The 17,244-nt window shown below is 58.5% G+C and carries 11 protein-coding genes; 10 read left to right on the forward strand and 1 reads right to left on the reverse strand.

Annotated features, from left to right (window positions below):
* Window positions 1-4 precede the first annotated feature (4 nt).
* The 5 genes from SOM48_RS14980 (at window position 5) to SOM48_RS15000 (ending at window position 6,125) form a co-directional block, all read left to right on the forward strand.
* On the forward strand, window positions 5-454 hold the full coding sequence (locus SOM48_RS14980) for a flavodoxin (protein WP_023479490.1): 450 nt from the start codon (window positions 5-7) through the stop codon (window positions 452-454).
* 384 nt (window positions 455-838) lie between these two features.
* A complete protein-coding gene (locus SOM48_RS14985; protein ID WP_200581103.1) occupies window positions 839-2,194 on the forward strand; it encodes an MFS transporter in 1,356 nt (451 codons plus the stop codon).
* Window positions 2,194-3,534 (forward strand): enolase C-terminal domain-like protein, encoded by a 1,341-nt coding sequence (locus SOM48_RS14990; protein ID WP_320512328.1) that lies wholly within the window; start codon window positions 2,194-2,196, stop codon window positions 3,532-3,534. Before SOM48_RS14985 ends, SOM48_RS14990 begins: the two co-directional genes overlap by 1 nt.
* A gap of 20 nt (window positions 3,535-3,554) precedes the next feature.
* The gene (gene gudD, locus SOM48_RS14995) at window positions 3,555-4,895 is read left to right on the forward strand and encodes a glucarate dehydratase (protein WP_320512240.1); all 1,341 of its coding nucleotides are present in this window, start codon (window positions 3,555-3,557) and stop codon (window positions 4,893-4,895) included.
* Window positions 4,896-4,982: 87 nt separating this feature from the next.
* Entirely contained in the window at window positions 4,983-6,125 is a 1,143-nt protein-coding gene (locus tag SOM48_RS15000; protein ID WP_320512241.1) for a glycerate kinase, read from the forward strand.
* A 429-nt stretch (window positions 6,126-6,554) separates the two neighbouring features.
* On the opposite strand, the gene barA is transcribed toward SOM48_RS15000, so the two are convergent.
* A complete protein-coding gene (gene barA, locus SOM48_RS15005) occupies window positions 6,555-9,329 on the reverse strand; it encodes a two-component sensor histidine kinase BarA (protein WP_320512242.1) in 2,775 nt (924 codons plus the stop codon).
* A gap of 57 nt (window positions 9,330-9,386) precedes the next feature.
* Between barA and rlmD the strand changes: the two genes are divergently transcribed.
* The 5 genes from rlmD (at window position 9,387) to eno (ending at window position 17,196) form a co-directional block, all read left to right on the forward strand.
* A complete protein-coding gene (gene rlmD / locus SOM48_RS15010; RefSeq protein ID WP_320512243.1) occupies window positions 9,387-10,688 on the forward strand; it encodes a 23S rRNA (uracil(1939)-C(5))-methyltransferase RlmD in 1,302 nt (433 codons plus the stop codon).
* A 52-nt stretch (window positions 10,689-10,740) separates the two neighbouring features.
* Window positions 10,741-12,978: a GTP diphosphokinase gene (relA, locus tag SOM48_RS15015; protein ID WP_054804280.1), complete on the forward strand. Its 2,238-nt coding sequence runs from the start codon at window positions 10,741-10,743 to the stop codon at window positions 12,976-12,978.
* Window positions 12,979-13,038: 60 nt separating this feature from the next.
* Window positions 13,039-13,830: a nucleoside triphosphate pyrophosphohydrolase gene (gene mazG / locus SOM48_RS15020; RefSeq protein ID WP_054804281.1), complete on the forward strand. Its 792-nt coding sequence runs from the start codon at window positions 13,039-13,041 to the stop codon at window positions 13,828-13,830.
* A gap of 352 nt (window positions 13,831-14,182) precedes the next feature.
* Window positions 14,183-15,820, forward strand: coding sequence for a glutamine hydrolyzing CTP synthase (gene pyrG / locus SOM48_RS15025; protein ID WP_023479487.1), 1,638 nt, complete (start codon window positions 14,183-14,185; stop codon window positions 15,818-15,820).
* A 77-nt stretch (window positions 15,821-15,897) separates the two neighbouring features.
* Window positions 15,898-17,196 carry a phosphopyruvate hydratase gene (gene eno / locus SOM48_RS15030; protein ID WP_023479467.1) on the forward strand — a complete coding sequence of 433 codons (1,299 nt, stop codon included), beginning with the start codon at window positions 15,898-15,900 and terminating at the stop codon, window positions 17,194-17,196.
* Window positions 17,197-17,244: the final 48 nt, after the last annotated feature.

Genomic DNA, 17,244 nt, shown 5'->3' on the forward strand with positions numbered 1-17,244 from the left:
AAGCATGGCGAATATAGGCATTTTTGTCGGCACGATGTACGGCAATTCGCTGCTGGTAGCGGAAGAAGCGCAGGCGATTTTAGAAGCCCAGGGCCACACGGCAAAGGTGTATGAAGATCCCGAAGCGGCGCAGTGGGAGAGCAACAAAGGCAACTACGCGCTGGTCGTCACCTCCACTACTGGCCAGGGCGATCTGCCGGACAGCATCGCGCCGCTGTTTCACTACCTGCGCGACACCGTCGGCTACCAGCCCGAGCTGCGCTACGGCGTGATTGCACTGGGCGACAGCACCTACAGCCACTTCTGCGGCGGCGGGAAAAAATTTGATGCGCTGTTGCAGGAGCAGGGCGCGCAGCGCATCGGCGAGGTGCTGCTGATTGATGCCAGCGAAGATCCGGAGCCAGAAAGCGTCTCCAACCCGTGGGTTGAGCAGTGGGCAAGCCTGCTGAAATAAGTCCTTTTCCCTCCCTCCCGCCTGCCGGGAGGGTTAGCCTCTTTTTATTAACCGTCAAGCGACGCCATTCACACTCTTAGCACCTGACCCGCGCTTTTACCCCGCCGTTTATCGTCTGTTTCAATTTTCGTGAAATACCCCCCATCGCCCTGGGCTAATGCCCCAAACCCGCGCTGAGCTGTCGCCGAATGTTGTGTTGATGCACGGTGAGAGTTACCAGGCCGCTTTTTATACTCCTTGAGCCAGTTAATAAAGCCGCCCGTCGTGGAGTGAAAACGCGTCGGGCCGCGGCATAAAAAGAGCGACAGCGTTCTGTCTTCCCCTACAGGTTGCGCCGTACAGGATGCATGTTGAAAAGAACATCTATGCTTCGGGAGTACAACCATGAGTGCATTAAGCCAGGCGGCGAGCGGCGCTGAAAAGCGCACCAACGCCCGCTACTGGATCGTGGTGATGCTATTTATCGTCACATCCTTCAACTACGGCGATCGCGCTACGCTATCGATTGCTGGCTCGGAAATGTCTAAGGCTATCGGCCTTGATCCTGTCGGTATGGGCTATGTCTTCTCCGCCTTCTCCTGGGCCTATGTCATTGGCCAGATCCCGGGCGGCTGGCTGCTTGACCGCTTCGGCTCGAAACGCGTCTACTTCTGGTCCATCTTCACCTGGTCGCTCTTTACCCTGCTGCAAGGGTTCGTCGATCTCTTCAGCGGCTTTGGCATCATCATCGCGCTCTTTACGCTGCGCTTTATGGTCGGCCTGGCAGAAGCCCCCTCGTTTCCGGGCAACAGCCGCATCGTTGCCGCCTGGTTCCCGGCGCAGGAGCGCGGCACGGCCGTCGCCATCTTCAACTCGGCGCAGTACTTCGCCACGGTGATCTTCGCGCCAATCATGGGCTGGCTGACCCATGAAGTGGGCTGGTCGCACGTCTTCTTCTTTATGGGCGGGCTTGGGATCTTCATCAGCTTCCTGTGGCTGAAAATGATCCACGAGCCGAACCAGCATCCGGGCGTCAACAAAAAGGAGCTGGAGTACATCGCCGAGGGCGGGGCGCTGATCAACATGGATCAGAAGAACCACCAGCAGAAAGTGCCCTTTGCGCAGAAGTGGGGCCAGGTCAAACAGCTGCTCGCCTCGCGCATGATGATCGGCGTTTATCTCGGGCAGTACTGCATTAACGCCTTAACCTACTTCTTTATCACCTGGTTCCCGGTCTATCTGGTGCAGGCGCGCGGCATGTCGATCCTGAAAGCGGGCTTTGTCGCCTCGATCCCGGCGATCTGCGGCTTTGTCGGCGGCGTGCTTGGTGGGGTGATCTCCGACTGGTTAATGCGCCGCTACGGATCGCTGAACGTGGCGCGTAAAACGCCGATCGTGCTGGGCATGCTGCTCTCCATGAGTATGGTGTTCTGTAACTACACCGATTCGGAAACCCTGATTATCGCCTTTATGGCGCTGGCCTTCTTCGGCAAAGGGATCGGTGCGCTCGGCTGGGCGGTGATGGCGGATACTGCGCCGAAAGAGATCAGTGGCCTGAGCGGCGGCCTGTTTAATATGTTCGGCAATATCTCCGGCATCGTCACGCCGATTGCGATTGGCTACATCGTCGGCACCACCGGCTCGTTTAACGGCGCGCTGATCTACGTTGGCGTTCATGCGCTGGTGGCGGTGCTCAGTTACCTGGTGCTGGTGGGCAATATCAAACGCATCGAACTTAAACCCGTAACAGGACGCGAATGATGAATACACAAGCCACGCCCGTCATCACCGACATGAAGGTGATCCCGGTTGCCGGGCACGACAGCATGTTGATGAATATCGGCGGCGCGCATAACGCTTACTTCACCCGCAATATCGTGGTGCTGACGGACAGCGCCGGGCAGACCGGCGTAGGTGAAGCGCCGGGTGGAGAGGTGATCTATCAAACACTGGTCGATGCCACGCCAATGGTGGTGGGACAAGAGATCGCCCGGCTGAACAAAGTGGTGCAGCGGGTGCACAAAGGCAACCAGGCGGCGGATTTCGACACCTTCGGTAACGGCGCGTGGACCTTTGAACTGCGCGTTAATGCCGTCGCGGCGCTGGAGGCGGCGCTGCTCGATCTGCTCGGCAAAACCCTGAATGTCCCGGTGTGCGAACTGCTGGGGCCGGGCAAACAGCGCGATGCCGTTACCGTGCTCGGCTACCTCTTCTATGTCGGCGATCGCACGAAAACCGATTTGCCCTATCTGGATGCGACGCCGGGCAGCCACGAGTGGTACCGGCTGCGCCATCAGGAGGCGATGAGTAGCGAAGCGGTGGTGCGCCTTGCCGAAGCGTCGCAGGATCGTTACGGTTTTAAAGATTTCAAACTGAAGGGCGGCGTGCTGCCGGGTGAGCGGGAGATCGATACCGTGCGCGCGCTGAAAAAACGCTTCCCCGATGCGCGCATCACCGTCGATCCTAACGGCGCGTGGCTGCTCGACGAAGCTATTCGCCTCTGTAAAGGGCTGAACGATGTGCTGACCTACGCGGAAGATCCCTGCGGCGCGGAGCAGGGCTTCTCCGGGCGTGAAGTGATGGCGGAGTTTCGCCGCGCCACCGGTCTGCCGGTCGCCACCAATATGATCGCCACTAACTGGCGGGAGATGGGCCACGCGGTAATGCTCAACGCGGTCGATATTCCGCTCGCCGATCCGCACTTCTGGACCCTCTCCGGCGCGGTGCGCGTCGCGCAGTTGTGCGACGACTGGGGCTTAACATGGGGCTGCCACTCCAACAACCATTTCGATATTTCTCTGGCGATGTTTACCCATGTCGCCGCCGCTGCGCCAGGCACGCCAACGGCGATTGATACCCACTGGATCTGGCAGGAGGGCGACGCGCGCCTGACGAAAGAACCTTTGCAGATCCGCGAGGGGAAAATCACCGTACCGGACGCGCCGGGTCTTGGCGTTGAGCTGGACTGGGCGCAAATTGAGAAAGCGCACGCGATCTATAAAACCTTGCCTGGCGGCGCGCGCAATGATGCAGGCCCGATGCAGTACCTCATTCCTGGCTGGACGTTTGATAAAAAACGCCCCGTTTTTGGACGGCATTAAAAGAGCAAAAGGACACCATTATGAGTACTTACAGTTCCACGCCCGTTGTGGCATCGATGCAGGTTATTCCCGTTGCCGGTCACGACAGCATGTTGATGAACCTGAGCGGGGCGCACGCGCCTTTCTTCACCCGCAATATCGTGATCATTAAAGATAACGCCGGTCATACCGGGGTCGGCGAAATCCCCGGCGGGGAGAAGATCCGCCAGACGCTGGAGGAGGCCGCTGCGCTGGTGGTCGGTAAGACGCTTGGCGAGTACAAAAATGTGCTCAACAGCGTGCGCAACACCTTTGCCGACCGCGATGCTAGCGGGCGCGGGCTGCAAACCTTCGATCTGCGCACCACCATTCATGTGGTCACCGGTATCGAAGCGGCGATGCTCGATCTGCTCGGTCAACACCTTGGCGTGAACGTCGCCTCCCTGCTCGGCGAAGGCCAGCAGCGCAGCGAAGTGGAGATGCTCGGTTACCTCTTCTTTGTCGGCGATGCCAAAAAGACGCCCCTGCCTTACCAGAGCCAGCCCGACGATGCGTGCGACTGGTATCGCATCCGCCATGAAGAGGCGATGACGCCGGATCGCGTGGTGCGCCTGGCGGAAGCGGCTTATGAGAAATATGGCTTTAACGACTTCAAACTGAAAGGCGGCGTGCTGGCCGGGATGGAAGAGGCAGAAGCGATTTCCGCGCTGGCAAAACGTTTCCCGCAGGCGCGCGTGACCCTCGATCCGAACGGCGCGTGGTCGCTCGATGAGGCGATCGCCATCGGCAAGCAGCTGAAAGGCGTGCTCGCCTACGCTGAAGATCCGTGCGGGGCGGAGCAGGGCTTCTCCGGGCGTGAAGTGATGGCGGAGTTCCGCCGCGCCACCGGTCTGCCGACCGCCACCAATATGATCGCCACCGACTGGCGGCAGATGGGCCACACCCTGTCGCTGCAATCGGTCGATATTCCGCTGGCCGACCCGCACTTCTGGACCATGCAGGGCTCGGTGCGCGTGGCGCAGATGTGCCATGAGTTTGGCCTCACCTGGGGTTCGCACTCCAATAACCACTTCGATATTTCACTGGCGATGTTCACCCATGTCGCCGCCGCTGCGCCGGGCAAGATCACCGCCATCGACACCCACTGGATCTGGCAGGAGGGCAACCAGCGCCTGACTAAAACGCCGTTTGAAATCAAAGGCGGGATGGTGCAGGTACCAACCACACCGGGTCTTGGCGTTGAGCTGGATATGGATCAGGTGATGAAGGCTAACGAGTTGTACCAAAAGCATGGGCTCGGCGCGCGCGACGATGCGATGGGCATGCAGTACCTGATCCCCGACTGGAAATTTGATAACAAGCGTCCCTGCATGGTGCGTTAATGAAATTGCCACTCCTTGCGGGGGCTGGCATTTCCCGCTGCCCGCAAGGTGTATGCTTACCGTGGTGAATATGCGTAAGGACGGCTTATGAAAATTGTCATCGCACCGGACTCCTACAAAGAGAGTTTAACGGCCCTGGAGGTGGCGACCGCCATTGAAGCGGGGTTTAGCGAGGTGTACCCCAACGCTGAGTACGTGAAAATCCCGGTGGCGGACGGCGGGGAAGGGACGGTAGAAGCGATGGTCGCCGCCACCCAGGGGCGGGTGGTGAAGGTGACGGTTAAAGGGCCGCTCGGCGAGGAGGCCGACGCCTTTTATGGTCTCTCCGGCGATGAGCAATCGGCGTTTATCGAAATGGCGGCGGCAAGCGGGCTGGAGCGCGTGCCCACGGCGAAGCGCGATCCGTTAATCACCACCTCATGGGGGACCGGGGAGCTGATCCGCCATGCGCTGGATGCGGGCGTGAAACAGATCATTATCGGCATCGGCGGCAGCGCGACCAACGATGGCGGCGCAGGCATGGTGCAGGCGCTGGGCGCAAAGCTTCTTGATGAGCAGGGGGAGCAGATCGCCGCAGGCGGCGCAGCGCTGGAGCGCCTGGCGCGCATCGATATTGGCGAGCTGGATTGTCGCCTGGCGCAGTGCCGGATTGATGTCGCCTGCGATGTTACCAATCCGCTCACCGGTAAAGAGGGGGCTTCAGCGGTGTTTGGCCCGCAAAAAGGAGCAACGCCGGAGATGATCGCGCGGCTGGATAAGGCGCTGGCGCACTACGCGCAGATTATTGCCCGCGATCTCGATTGCGATGTGTTAACACTCTCCGGCGGCGGCGCGGCGGGTGGCATGGGCGCGGCGTTGTACGCTTTTTGCGGAGCCGAGCTGCGCCAGGGGATTGAGATTGTGACCGATGCGCTGGCGCTGGATAAGCACGTGGCCGATGCGGATCTGGTGATCACCGGCGAAGGGCGAATCGACAGCCAGACCGTGCATGGTAAAGTGCCGGTCGGCGTGGCGAAGGTCGCCAAACGGTATGATATTCCGGTGATCGGCATTGCCGGCAGTTTGACCGCCGATGTCGGCGTGGTGCACGAGCACGGCATCGACGCGGTGTTCAGCGTGATTTACAGCATCTGTTCCCTCGACGAGGCATTAGCCAACGCCGGGGAGAATGTGCGCCTCACCGCCCGCAACGTGGCGGCGGTATTAAAAGCGGGGCAGGGGTTGCAGTAAGGCGTGCCGGATGCCTGATGGTTGGTTGTGCCGGATGCCGGCTGCGCCTTATCCGACCTACGGGTGCGATATGCCTGTGGGGTGGTTGTGCCGGATGGCGGCTGCGCCTTATCCGGCCTACGGGTGCGATATGCCTGTGGGGTGGTTGTGCCGGATGGCGGCTGCGCCTTATCCGGCCTACGGGTGCGATATGCCTGTGGGGTGGTTGTGCCGGATGACGGCTGCGCCTTATCCGGCCCACGGGTGCGATATGCCTGTGGGGTGGTTTTGCCGGATGGCGGCTGCGCCTTATCCGGCCCACGGGTGCGATATGCCTGTGGGATGGTTTTGCCGGATGGCGGCTGCGCCTTATCCGGCCTACGTTCACGAAGCCGCTGAAACCGTGTAGGCCGGATAAGCGTTTACGCGCCATCCGGCAATGAACGCTGCTTAACCAATCAACCGGTGCGCTTCGCGCGCTACGTTATCCATCTCGTCGAGCAATTCGAGAAGCTCCGGCTCCAGATCTTCGGCGGCCACGCCGCTGCGCAACTGGTGCTCAAGCAAATGGCAGAGCTTTTTCAGGCGCGGTACGCCGCTATAGCCGCAGCTGCCGTGCAATTTATGGATCCCTTCCGCCAGCCCGCTGGGCGCTTCGCCGACCAGCTGCTCTTCAACCATATTGCGGATCTCCGGCAGGAACTCGACCAGCATATGCAGCATATCGCGCGCCAAATCCGATTTCCCCGCCGCCTGACGCAGCGCTAACTGCCAGTCGAGCGTCGTTTCATCATCCACGGTAATAACCGGCGGCGTCTGCTCCGTTTCCGGCTCCAGCGGCGTCAACCATGGGCCGACGCTGTGGCCGGGCTTATAGCGCAGCAGCAGGTTCCGCAACTTCTCCTCCTCAATCGGCTTCGCCAGGTAGTCATTCATCCCGGCGCTGAGCAGCTTCTCTTTCTGCCCGGCCATTGCATGGGCGGTAACGGCGACCACCGGCGTCTGCTGCTGGTGCGGCAGCTGACGGATCAATTCGCAGGCGCGAATCCCGTCCATCTCCGGCATCTGAATATCCATCAGCACCAGATCGAACTGCATCTGCTTCGCCCGCTCAAGGGCTTGCTGGCCGCTCTCGCACAGCTCCACCTGCTGAACCTGATCCTCAAGCAGCGCGCCAATCAGCTTCAGGTTGGCGGGGTTATCATCCACCGCCATCACTGACATCGGCAGTTTGGTCTCGTCGGGCGCGGGCAGCTCCGCCAGCCGCGTGATGCGGCAATATTCCGTTAACGCAGGCAGCAGGCGCGTCGAGGTGAGCGGTTTAAGCAGACAGGCCGCCGCGCCATCCTGTTTAAGCGATTCGGCGTCAACCTGCGCGTGGCATGGCAGCGCCAGCAACAGGTAGTCGGTCATCGCCGCGGCACGCGCCAGGCGGTCATGCTGCATACTCAGCGGCTCGCGCACGGTTACCGGGATCGCCATCAACAGCATGTCGTAGTGTGCCTGCGGCAGCGCGGAAAACGACGGGCTATAGATCACCTCCAGCGGCGTTTCGCTCAGCACATCGAGCGTACACTGCGCCGCCGTCGCATTTGGCTCCACGTAGGCCAGACGCTTGCCGACCAGACAGCGGGTCGGCTGCATTTCGCTGATAGCATTCGGGTTAAGATCGAGATTGATATGGAACCAGAAGGTTGAGCCGCGATTGGGCTGGCTGTGGAAAGAGATATCGCCGCCCATCTCATTGACCAGCCGCTGGGTGATCACCAGCCCCAGCCCGGTGCCGCCGTGGCGACGCGAAATGCTGGCGTCCGCCTGACGAAACGCCTGGAAGAGCCGCGACTGATCGCGTTCGGGAATGCCGATGCCGGTATCGCGGATCTGCATTTCCACCTGCACTTTGTTATTGCTGATGGCGCGCTTCTCCACCACCACGTCGATATTGCCGTTTTCCGTAAACTTGATCGCATTGCCGACCAGATTGGTGATCACCTGCTGCAGGCGCAGCGGATCGCCAATCACGTTATCCGGCACATCGTTTTTGATACTCAGCGTCAGCTCCAGCCCCTTATCGTGGGCCGAGTGCGCCAGCAGCGTTACCACCTCATCCAGCGTGCTGCGCAGCGGGAAGGGGATGCTTTCCAGAATCAGCTTGCCCGCTTCCAGTTTGGAGAAGTCGAGCACGTCATTGATGATCGCCAGCAGGTTATTGGCTGAGCGCTCAATGGTCAGCAGATGGTCACGCTGGGTAGGATTCAGTTCCGATTTCAGCGTCAGGCGGGTAAAACCAATCACGCCATTAAGCGGCGTCCGCAGCTCGTGGGACATATTGGCAAGAAACTCGGATTTGATACGCGCCGCTTCCTGGGCGCGCTTTTTCGCCAGATCCAGTTCAACGTTCTGGATCTCCATCTGCTCCAGCGTTTCGCGCAGGTCGGAGGTGGACTGGTCGATATTGTGCTGCATCTCTTCGTGATAGGCCGCCAGCGACATCGCCATCGAGTTAATGCCGTTTTTCAACATATCCAGCTCGCCGAGCATAAAGCCTTCGACGCGGCTATCGAGCTGGCCGCGACGGATGCGATCGACGGTGTTGACCATATTACGTATTGGGCTGGTGACATCGCGCATTAGCCGCCAGCCAAAAATGAGCGCGATGCCGATACAGAAGAGGATCATCAGGCTGGAGATAAAGATCTCTTTGTACTGCTGCAAACGCACCGATTTGAGATCCAGCTCCAGCGCCACATAGCCGAGCAGATTGCCGGTGATCTTATCTGCCGGCAGCGAGGAGTTGGCGGGCGCAAACCCTTCGGTAAGGATCGGCGTGCGCAGGATCATCACATCGCCGCGCCGGGTGACGCTCAGCTTGCGCGGGAAGGGCTGATGGGCGGGCAGCTTGAGGGAGTCGCCCTCCAGTTGCAGGTTCGACGAGACGAAGAGCGCGTTCTTATTGTCGTAGATCGAGATGGCCCGCACGATATCGGAGTGGCGACGGTGCAGGACGCTAATCAGCTGGCCGATGGCGTCTTTATCCTGCAACGTCATGCTGTATTCGCTGGAGACCGCCAGCGGCTCAATAATGCTGGCACCGGCGTCTTCCAGTTGACGCTGCAAATCGTTATAGCGATGGACGACAAAAAAGACGCTGAGCAGCACACCGATAAGTACGGTGGGCGCCAGAATCAGAATCATCATGCGTGCGCGCAAGCTGTAGTTGGTCATGGAATTCCGTTATGGGAGAATGGGGCCATTGATCAGTAATTGAGATTTTTCACCGCAATGGCGCAATTCTACTCTGCAAAACGACGAGTGACGACTCGTCAAAAAATAACCGTAACAGTAAACGACCTTGACCCGTTTGGGCAGGGGGTGGCGCGTCATAATGGTAAAGCGCTGTTTATTCCCGGTTTGTTACCCGCAGAGACGGCGGAAATTATCCTTAAAGAGGATAAACGCCAGTTTGCCCGCGGCGAAGTGAGCCGCCGCCTGAGCGACAGCCCGGAGCGCGTAGCGCCGCGCTGCCCGCACTTTGGCGTCTGCGGCGGCTGTCAGCAGCAGCATGCGAGCATTGAGCTGCAACAGCGCAGCAAACGCGCCGCGCTGGCACGCCTGATGAAGCAGGAGGTCGACGATGTGATCGCCGGTAAGCCGTGGGGATATCGCCGCCGCGCGCGCTTAAGCCTGAGCTGGCAGCCGAAAGCGCAGCGTCTGGAGATGGGTTTTCGCAAAGCGGGCGACAGCGATATCGTCAATGTCACACAATGCCCGGTGCTGGTGCCCCGTCTTGAAGCACTGCTTACGCCGCTGCGCGACTGCCTGGCGGAATTAAGCGGTGCTCGCCAGTTGGGGCATGTCGAACTGGTTGAGGCGGATAATGGCCCGCTGATGGTGCTGCGTCACACCGCACCGTTAAACGCCGCCGACAGAGCAAAACTGGAACGCTTTTCGCATTCCCATCATCTGGCGCTTTATCTCGCGCCGCAAAGCGATATTGTTGAGCAGATCACTGGTCAGACTCCCTGCTACGCTTCTGACGGGCTACCCTTACACTTCAGCCCGCGGGATTTTATCCAGGTCAATGATGGCGTAAATCAGCAGATGGTCGCCCGTGCGCTGGAGTGGCTCGCTGTGCAGCCGCAGGACCGCATTCTCGATCTCTTTTGTGGGATGGGAAATTTCACGCTGCCGCTGGCGAAACGCGCGGCGGAAGTGGTTGGCGTGGAGGGCGTTGCCGAGCTGGTGGCGAAAGGGCAGGAGAACGCGCAACAGAATGGTTTGCACAATGTGACATTCTTTCACGAAAATCTGGAGGAAGATGTTACAAAACAGCCGTGGGCGAGCCGTGGGTTTGACAAAGTTTTACTCGACCCTGCGCGCGCGGGGGCGGCAGGTGTGATGCAGCATATTATAAAATTGTCGCCGGGCCGGGTGGTCTACGTCTCCTGTAATCCCGCCACGCTTGCACGCGACAGTGAAGCGCTGCTGAGTGCGGGATACCAGATTGAGCGGCTGGCGATGCTGGACATGTTCCCGCACACTGGTCACCTGGAATCGATGGTGTTGTTTGTGAAACACAAATGATTAATTTCGGCTTGCCGAATTCGGCAGGCCCGGTCCCTGAAAGGAGAGGACAATGGTTGCGGTACGCAGTGCGCATTTGAACAAAGCGGGTGAATTCGATCCGGCCAAATGGATCGCCAGTCTGGGCATTACCAGTCAGCCGTCGTGTGAACGCTTAACCGAAACCTGGGCTTATTGTCTGCGTCAAACTCAAGGGCATCCGCAGGCGGAGATCCTGCTTTCACGCGGTATCGAGATGGTGGAGATCCTCTCGATGCTGAGTATGGACACCGACACGCTGCGCGCCGCGCTGCTCTTCCCGCTCGCCGATGCGGAAGTGGTCAGCGAAGAGGTGCTGCGCGAAAACGTCGGCGCGGCGGTGGTTGAGCTGATCCACGGCGTGCGCGACATGGCCGCCATCCGCCAGTTAAAAGCGACCCATACCGATTCCGTCTCCTCCGAACAGGTGGATAACGTCCGCCGCATGCTGCTGGCGATGGTGGATGATTTCCGCTGCGTAGTCATCAAGCTTGCTGAACGTATCGCCCATCTGCGCGAAGTGAAAGATGCGCCGGAAGATGAGCGCGTGCTGGCGGCGAAAGAGTGTACCAACATCTATGCGCCACTGGCGAACCGCTTAGGCATCGGCCAGCTGAAGTGGGAGCTGGAGGATTACTGCTTCCGCTACCTGCACCCGGAAGAGTACAAACGCATCGCTAAGCTGCTGCACGAGCGCCGTATCGATCGCGAACACTACATTGATGAGTTTGTTGGCCACCTGCGCGCCGAGATGAAGACCGAAGGCGTCAAAGCCGAAGTCTATGGCCGCCCGAAACATATCTACAGCATCTGGCGCAAGATGCAGAAAAAGCATCTCGCGTTCGACGAACTGTTTGATGTCCGCGCCGTGCGCATCGTCGCTGAACGGTTGCAGGATTGCTACGCCGCGCTGGGGATTGTGCATACCCACTACCGCCACCTGCCGGATGAGTTTGACGACTATGTCGCCAACCCGAAACCGAACGGTTACCAGTCCATCCATACGGTGGTGCTCGGGCCGGGCGGTAAAACCGTTGAGATCCAGATCCGTACCCGCCAGATGCACGAAGATGCCGAGCTGGGCGTTGCCGCGCACTGGAAGTACAAAGAGGGCACGGCGACGGCGACCGGCGCGCGTTCCGCCCATGAAGATCGCATTGCCTGGCTGCGTAAGCTGATTGCCTGGCAGGAAGAGATGGCGGACTCCGGCGAAATGCTCGACGAAGTGCGCAGCCAGGTCTTCGACGACCGGGTCTACGTCTTTACGCCAAAAGGGGATGTGGTGGATCTGCCCGCCGGCTCCACGCCGCTGGACTTCGCTTACCATATTCACAGCGATGTGGGTCACCGCTGCATCGGCGCGAAAATCAGCGGCCGCATCGTGCCCTTTACCTATCAGCTGCAGATGGGCGATCAGATTGAGATCATCACCCAGAAACAGCCGAACCCGAGCCGCGACTGGCTCAACCCGAACCTCGGCTATGTCACCACCAGCCGCGGGCGCTCGAAGATCCACGCCTGGTTCCGCAAGCAGGATCGCGACAAGAACATTCTTGCCGGTCGCCAGATCCTCGACGATGAGCTGGCGCACCTCGGCATCAGCCTGAAAGAGGCGGAGAAGCACCTGCTGCCGCGCTACAACTTCAACGAGCTGGACGAGCTGCTGGCGGCGATTGGCGGCGGCGACATTCGTCTCAACCAGATGGTCAACTTCCTGCAGGCGCAGTTCAACAAGCCGAGCGCCGAGGAGCAGGATGCCGCTGCGCTCAAGCAGTTGCAGCAGAAGACCTACGCACCGCAGAACCGCAGCAAAGACAACGGGCGCGTGGTAGTGGAAGGGGTCGGCAACCTAATGCACCACATCGCGCGCTGCTGCCAGCCGATCCCTGGCGACGAAATCGTCGGCTTTATCACCCAGGGGCGCGGCATCTCGATTCACCGCGCCGACTGCGATCAACTGGAAGAGCTGCGCAATGTCGCGCCGGAGCGCATCGTGGATGCCGTCTGGGGCGAAAGCTACTCGGCGGGCTACTCGCTGGTGGTGCGCGTCACGGCGAACGATCGCAGCGGGCTGCTGCGTGATATCACCACTATTCTCGCCAACGAAAAGGTCAACGTGCTCGGCGTTGCCAGCCGCAGCGACACCCGCGAGCAGCTGGCGACTATCGATATGAATATCGAAATCTACAACCTGCAGGTGCTGGGCCGCGTGCTTAGCAAACTGAATCAGGTGCCTGACGTTATCGACGCCCGCCGCCTGCACGGCGGCTGATCGTCTCTTCACCCGATCCTCCCATCTGCTGGGAGGATCGCTTTTTAGCAAGGATTTTTCATGACTCAAATCGAACGTCTGCTCGGGATCATGCAACGGCTGCGCGACCCGCAAACCGGCTGCCCGTGGGACAAAGAGCAGACTTACGCCACCATCGCGCCCTACACACTGGAAGAGACTTACGAAGTGCTGGACGCCATTTCGCGCGAAGACTTCGACGATCTGCGCGGCGAGCTGGGCGATCTGCTCTTCCAGGTGGTCTTCTACGCGCAGATGGCGCAGGAAGAGGGGCGTTTTGATTTCAACGATATTTGTGCTGCCATCAGCGACAAGCTGGAGCGCCGCCATCCGCATATCTTTGGCGACGCGCAGGCGGGTAACAGCGCGGAAGTGCTTGAGCGCTGGGAGCAGATCAAAACCGCCGAGCGGGCGGAGAAAGCGCAGCACTCGGCGCTGGATGATATTCCCCACAGCCTGCCGGCGCTGATGCGCGCCCACAAAATCCAGAAGCGCTGCTCAACCGTGGGCTTTGACTGGACCACTATCGGCCCGGTGCTCGACAAAGTGTATGAAGAGATCGACGAAGTGATGGACGAAGCCAAACAGGCGGTTGTCGACCAGGCGCGCGTGGAAGAGGAGATGGGCGATCTGCTCTTTGCCACTGTTAATCTCTCTCGTCATCTGGGCGTTAAAGCGGAAGTGGCGCTGCAAAAAGCGAACCTCAAATTTGAGCGCCGCTTTCGCGAAGTCGAACGGCTGGTTCAGGAACGCGGCCTGGAAATGACCGGCGTAGATCTGGAAACAATGGAAACTATCTGGCAGCAGGTAAAGCGCCAGGAACATGATCTTTAAGGCATTTGTGGTAACAAGCCTGATTTGTGTGATTTTTTAAATAGCAAGCGCTTGATTTGCGTCAAAAACATTTGCTGGAAAGGGGCTATTTTCACACTCATTACGTTTGTTGAAACGTTTCCGCTAACGCCGCTTCGGCTTATCCTTAGGGCTTCCGGGCGGCAACAGCACGAATCAGTAAACGTTCAGAATTGTTGTACAAGCGGCGTCAGCCAAGAGAGCTAACGCTAATGCGGCCTGAAGAGAGAAGGGGAGGGGGAATGAAAGTTTGTGGCGCAACTCATCATCCGGTATACTGCTTTCCCGTCCTGGTTATTCCACCGTCTTTTAAACCTAACTTCTCAGGTTCAGCATGACAACGAACTATATTTTTGTGACCGGCGGGGTCGTATCCTCTCTGGGTAAAGGCATTGCCGCAGCCTCCCTGGCAGCTATTCTTGAAGCCCGTGGCCTCAAGGTCACCATGATGAAACTGGATCCGTACATCAACGTCGATCCGGGCACAATGAGCCCTATCCAGCATGGTGAAGTGTTCGTTACCGAAGATGGCGCAGAAACCGATCTTGATTTGGGTCACTACGAGCGTTTCATCCGCACCAAGATGACCCGTCGCAACAACTTCACCACCGGCCGTATCTACTCCGAGGTGCTGCGTAAAGAGCGCCGCGGCGACTATCTCGGTGCGACCGTGCAGGTTATCCCCCATATCACCAACGCCATCAAAGAGCGCATTATTGCCGGCGGCGAAGGCCACGACGTTGCGCTGGTTGAGATCGGCGGTACCGTGGGTGATATCGAATCCCTGCCATTCCTCGAAGCGATCCGCCAGATGGCGGTAGAAGTGGGCCGCGAGCGCACCCTCTACATGCATCTGACGCTGGTGCCATACATGGCCGCTTCCGGTGAAGTGAAAACCAAGCCGACTCAGCACTCTGTGAAAGAGCTGCTCTCCATCGGTATTCAGCCAGATATCCTGATTTGCCGCTCCGATCGCGCCGTTCCGGCCAACGAAAGAGCCAAAATTGCTTTGTTCTGTAACGTTCCAGAAAAAGCAGTGATTTCTCTGAAAGATGTCGATTCCATTTATAAAATCCCGGGCCTGTTGAAATCTCAGGGGCTGGACGATTATATTTGTAAACGATTCAGCTTAGACTGCCCGGAAGCGAATCTCGCCGAATGGGAGCAGGTAATCTACCAGGAAGCGAATCCGTCAGGTGAAGTCACGATTGGTATGGTCGGCAAGTATATCGAGCTGCCGGATGCCTATAAATCGGTGATTGAAGCGCTGAAACATGGTGGTCTTAAAAACCGCGTAACCGTCAACATCAAGCTGATTGATTCGCAGGATGTTGAGACGCGCGGCGTTGAGATCCTCAAAGGCCTCGATGCCATTCTGATCCCGGGCGGCTTCGGCTACCGCGGCGTAGAAGGCAAGATCGCCACCGCGCGTTTTGCGCGTGAAAACAATATTCCTTACCTCGGCATCTGCCTGGGTATGCAGGTTGCGTTGATTGAGTATGCGCGCCACGTTGTCGGGATGGAGAACGCCAACTCTACGGAATTTGTGCCAGACTGTAAGTACCCGGTTGTGGCGCTGATCACCGAGTGGCGTGACGAAGAGGGCAACGTTGAGCAGCGTTCTGAGAAGAGCGATCTCGGCGGCACCATGCGCCTTGGCGCGCAGCAGTGCCAGCTTAGCGATGAGAGCCTGGTTCGCCAGCTGTATGGCTCAGAAACGATTGTTGAGCGCCATCGCCATCGCTACGAAGTCAACAATATGCTGTTGAAACAGATTGAAGCTGCGGGCCTGCGCGTTGCGGGCCGTTCCGGGGATGATCAGTTGGTCGAGATCATCGAAGTGCCGAACCACCCGTGGTTTGTTGCTTGCCAGTTCCACCCGGAGTTTACTTCTACGCCGCGTGACGGACATCCGCTGTTTGCCGGCTTTGTGAAAGCCGCCAGCGAGTATCAAAAGCGCCAGGCGAAGTAAAATATACAAAGACAGTGCACCCCGACGGGTGCATTGTTGTCTGGAGTTTTAGTTTAACTTGTACTGAGGAAAACCTAATGTCCAAAATCGTTAAAGTCATCGGTCGTGAAATCATCGACTCCCGTGGTAACCCGACTGTTGAAGCAGAAGTTCACCTGGAAGGTGGTTTCGTTGGTCTGGCTGCCGCTCCGTCAGGTGCTTCCACTGGTTCCCGCGAAGCGCTGGAACTGCGCGATGGCGACAAATCCCGTTTCCTGGGTAAAGGCGTAACCAAAGCAGTTGGCGCAGTTAACGGCCCGATTGCTCAGGCGCTGCTTGGCAAAGATGCCAAAGACCAGGCTGGCATCGATAAGATCATGATCGATCTGGACGGTACTGAGAACAAATCTAACTTCGGCGCCAACGCCATCCTCGCGGTCTCCCTGGCTGCTGCGAAAGCTGCTGCTGCCTCTAAAGGCCAGCCGCTGTACGAGCACATCGCTGAACTGAACGGCACCCCGGGCAAATACTCCATGCCGGTTCCGATGATGAACATCATCAACGGCGGCGAGCACGCTGACAACAACGTCGACATCCAGGAATTCATGATCCAGCCGGTTGGCGCTTCCAGCGTTAAAGAAGCGATCCGCATGGGTTCTGAAGTGTTCCATCACCTGGCGAAAGTGCTGAAGTCTAAAGGCATGAACACCGCTGTTGGTGACGAAGGTGGCTACGCGCCGAACCTGGGTTCCAACGCCGAAGCGCTGGCTGTTATCGCTGAAGCGGTAAAAGCAGCAGGCTACGAACTGGGCAAAGACATCACTCTGGCGATGGACTGCGCAGCATCTGAATTCTACAAAGACGGCAAATATGTGCTGGCTGGCGAAGGCAACAAAGCCTTCTCTTCTGAAGAGTTCACTCACTTCCTGGAAGAGCTGACCAAACAGTACCCGATCGTCTCCATCGAAGATGGCCTGGACGAATCTGACTGGGACGGCTTTGCATACCAGACCAAAGTGCTGGGCGACAAAATCCAGCTGGTGGGCGACGACCTGTTCGTAACCAACACCAAGATCCTGAAAGAAGGTATCGACAAAGGTATCGCTAACTCCATCCTGATCAAATTCAACCAGATCGGTTCTCTGACCGAAACTCTGGCTGCCATCAAGATGGCGAAAGATGCGGGCTACACTGCCGTTATCTCTCACCGCTCTGGCGAAACTGAAGACGCAACCATCGCTGACCTGGCGGTAGGTACTGCGGCTGGCCAGATCAAAACCGGTTCCATGAGCCGTTCTGACCGCGTTGCTAAATACAACCAGCTGATTCGTATCGAAGAAGCGCTGGGCGAAAAAGCACCGTACAACGGTCGTAAAGAGATCAAAGGCCAGGCATAATCCCTGCGCGTTCGTCTTAGAGAAATGCCAGTCGAATGACTGGCATTT

It is taken from the genome of Kosakonia sp. CFBP8986 (assembly GCF_034044935.1).
Taxonomy (GTDB): Bacteria; Pseudomonadota; Gammaproteobacteria; order Enterobacterales; family Enterobacteriaceae; genus Kosakonia; species Kosakonia cowanii.

What these genes read in the sequence shown, in the direction of transcription:
- SOM48_RS14980 (WP_023479490.1), top strand. Translation starts at nt 5, where the DNA reads ATGGCGAATATAGGCATTTTTGTCGGCACGATGTACGGCAATTCGCTG.
- SOM48_RS14985 (WP_200581103.1), top strand. Translation starts at nt 839, where the DNA reads ATGAGTGCATTAAGCCAGGCGGCGAGCGGCGCTGAAAAGCGCACCAAC.
- SOM48_RS14990 (WP_320512328.1), top strand. Translation starts at nt 2,194, where the DNA reads ATGAATACACAAGCCACGCCCGTCATCACCGACATGAAGGTGATCCCG.
- gudD (WP_320512240.1), top strand. Translation starts at nt 3,555, where the DNA reads ATGAGTACTTACAGTTCCACGCCCGTTGTGGCATCGATGCAGGTTATT.
- SOM48_RS15000 (WP_320512241.1), top strand. Translation starts at nt 4,983, where the DNA reads ATGAAAATTGTCATCGCACCGGACTCCTACAAAGAGAGTTTAACGGCC.
- barA (WP_320512242.1), bottom strand. Translation starts at nt 9,329, where the DNA reads ATGACCAACTACAGCTTGCGCGCACGCATGATGATTCTGATTCTGGCG.
- rlmD (WP_320512243.1), top strand. Translation starts at nt 9,387, where the DNA reads ATGGCGCAATTCTACTCTGCAAAACGACGAGTGACGACTCGTCAAAAA.
- relA (WP_054804280.1), top strand. Translation starts at nt 10,741, where the DNA reads ATGGTTGCGGTACGCAGTGCGCATTTGAACAAAGCGGGTGAATTCGAT.
- mazG (WP_054804281.1), top strand. Translation starts at nt 13,039, where the DNA reads ATGACTCAAATCGAACGTCTGCTCGGGATCATGCAACGGCTGCGCGAC.
- pyrG (WP_023479487.1), top strand. Translation starts at nt 14,183, where the DNA reads ATGACAACGAACTATATTTTTGTGACCGGCGGGGTCGTATCCTCTCTG.
- eno (WP_023479467.1), top strand. Translation starts at nt 15,898, where the DNA reads ATGTCCAAAATCGTTAAAGTCATCGGTCGTGAAATCATCGACTCCCGT.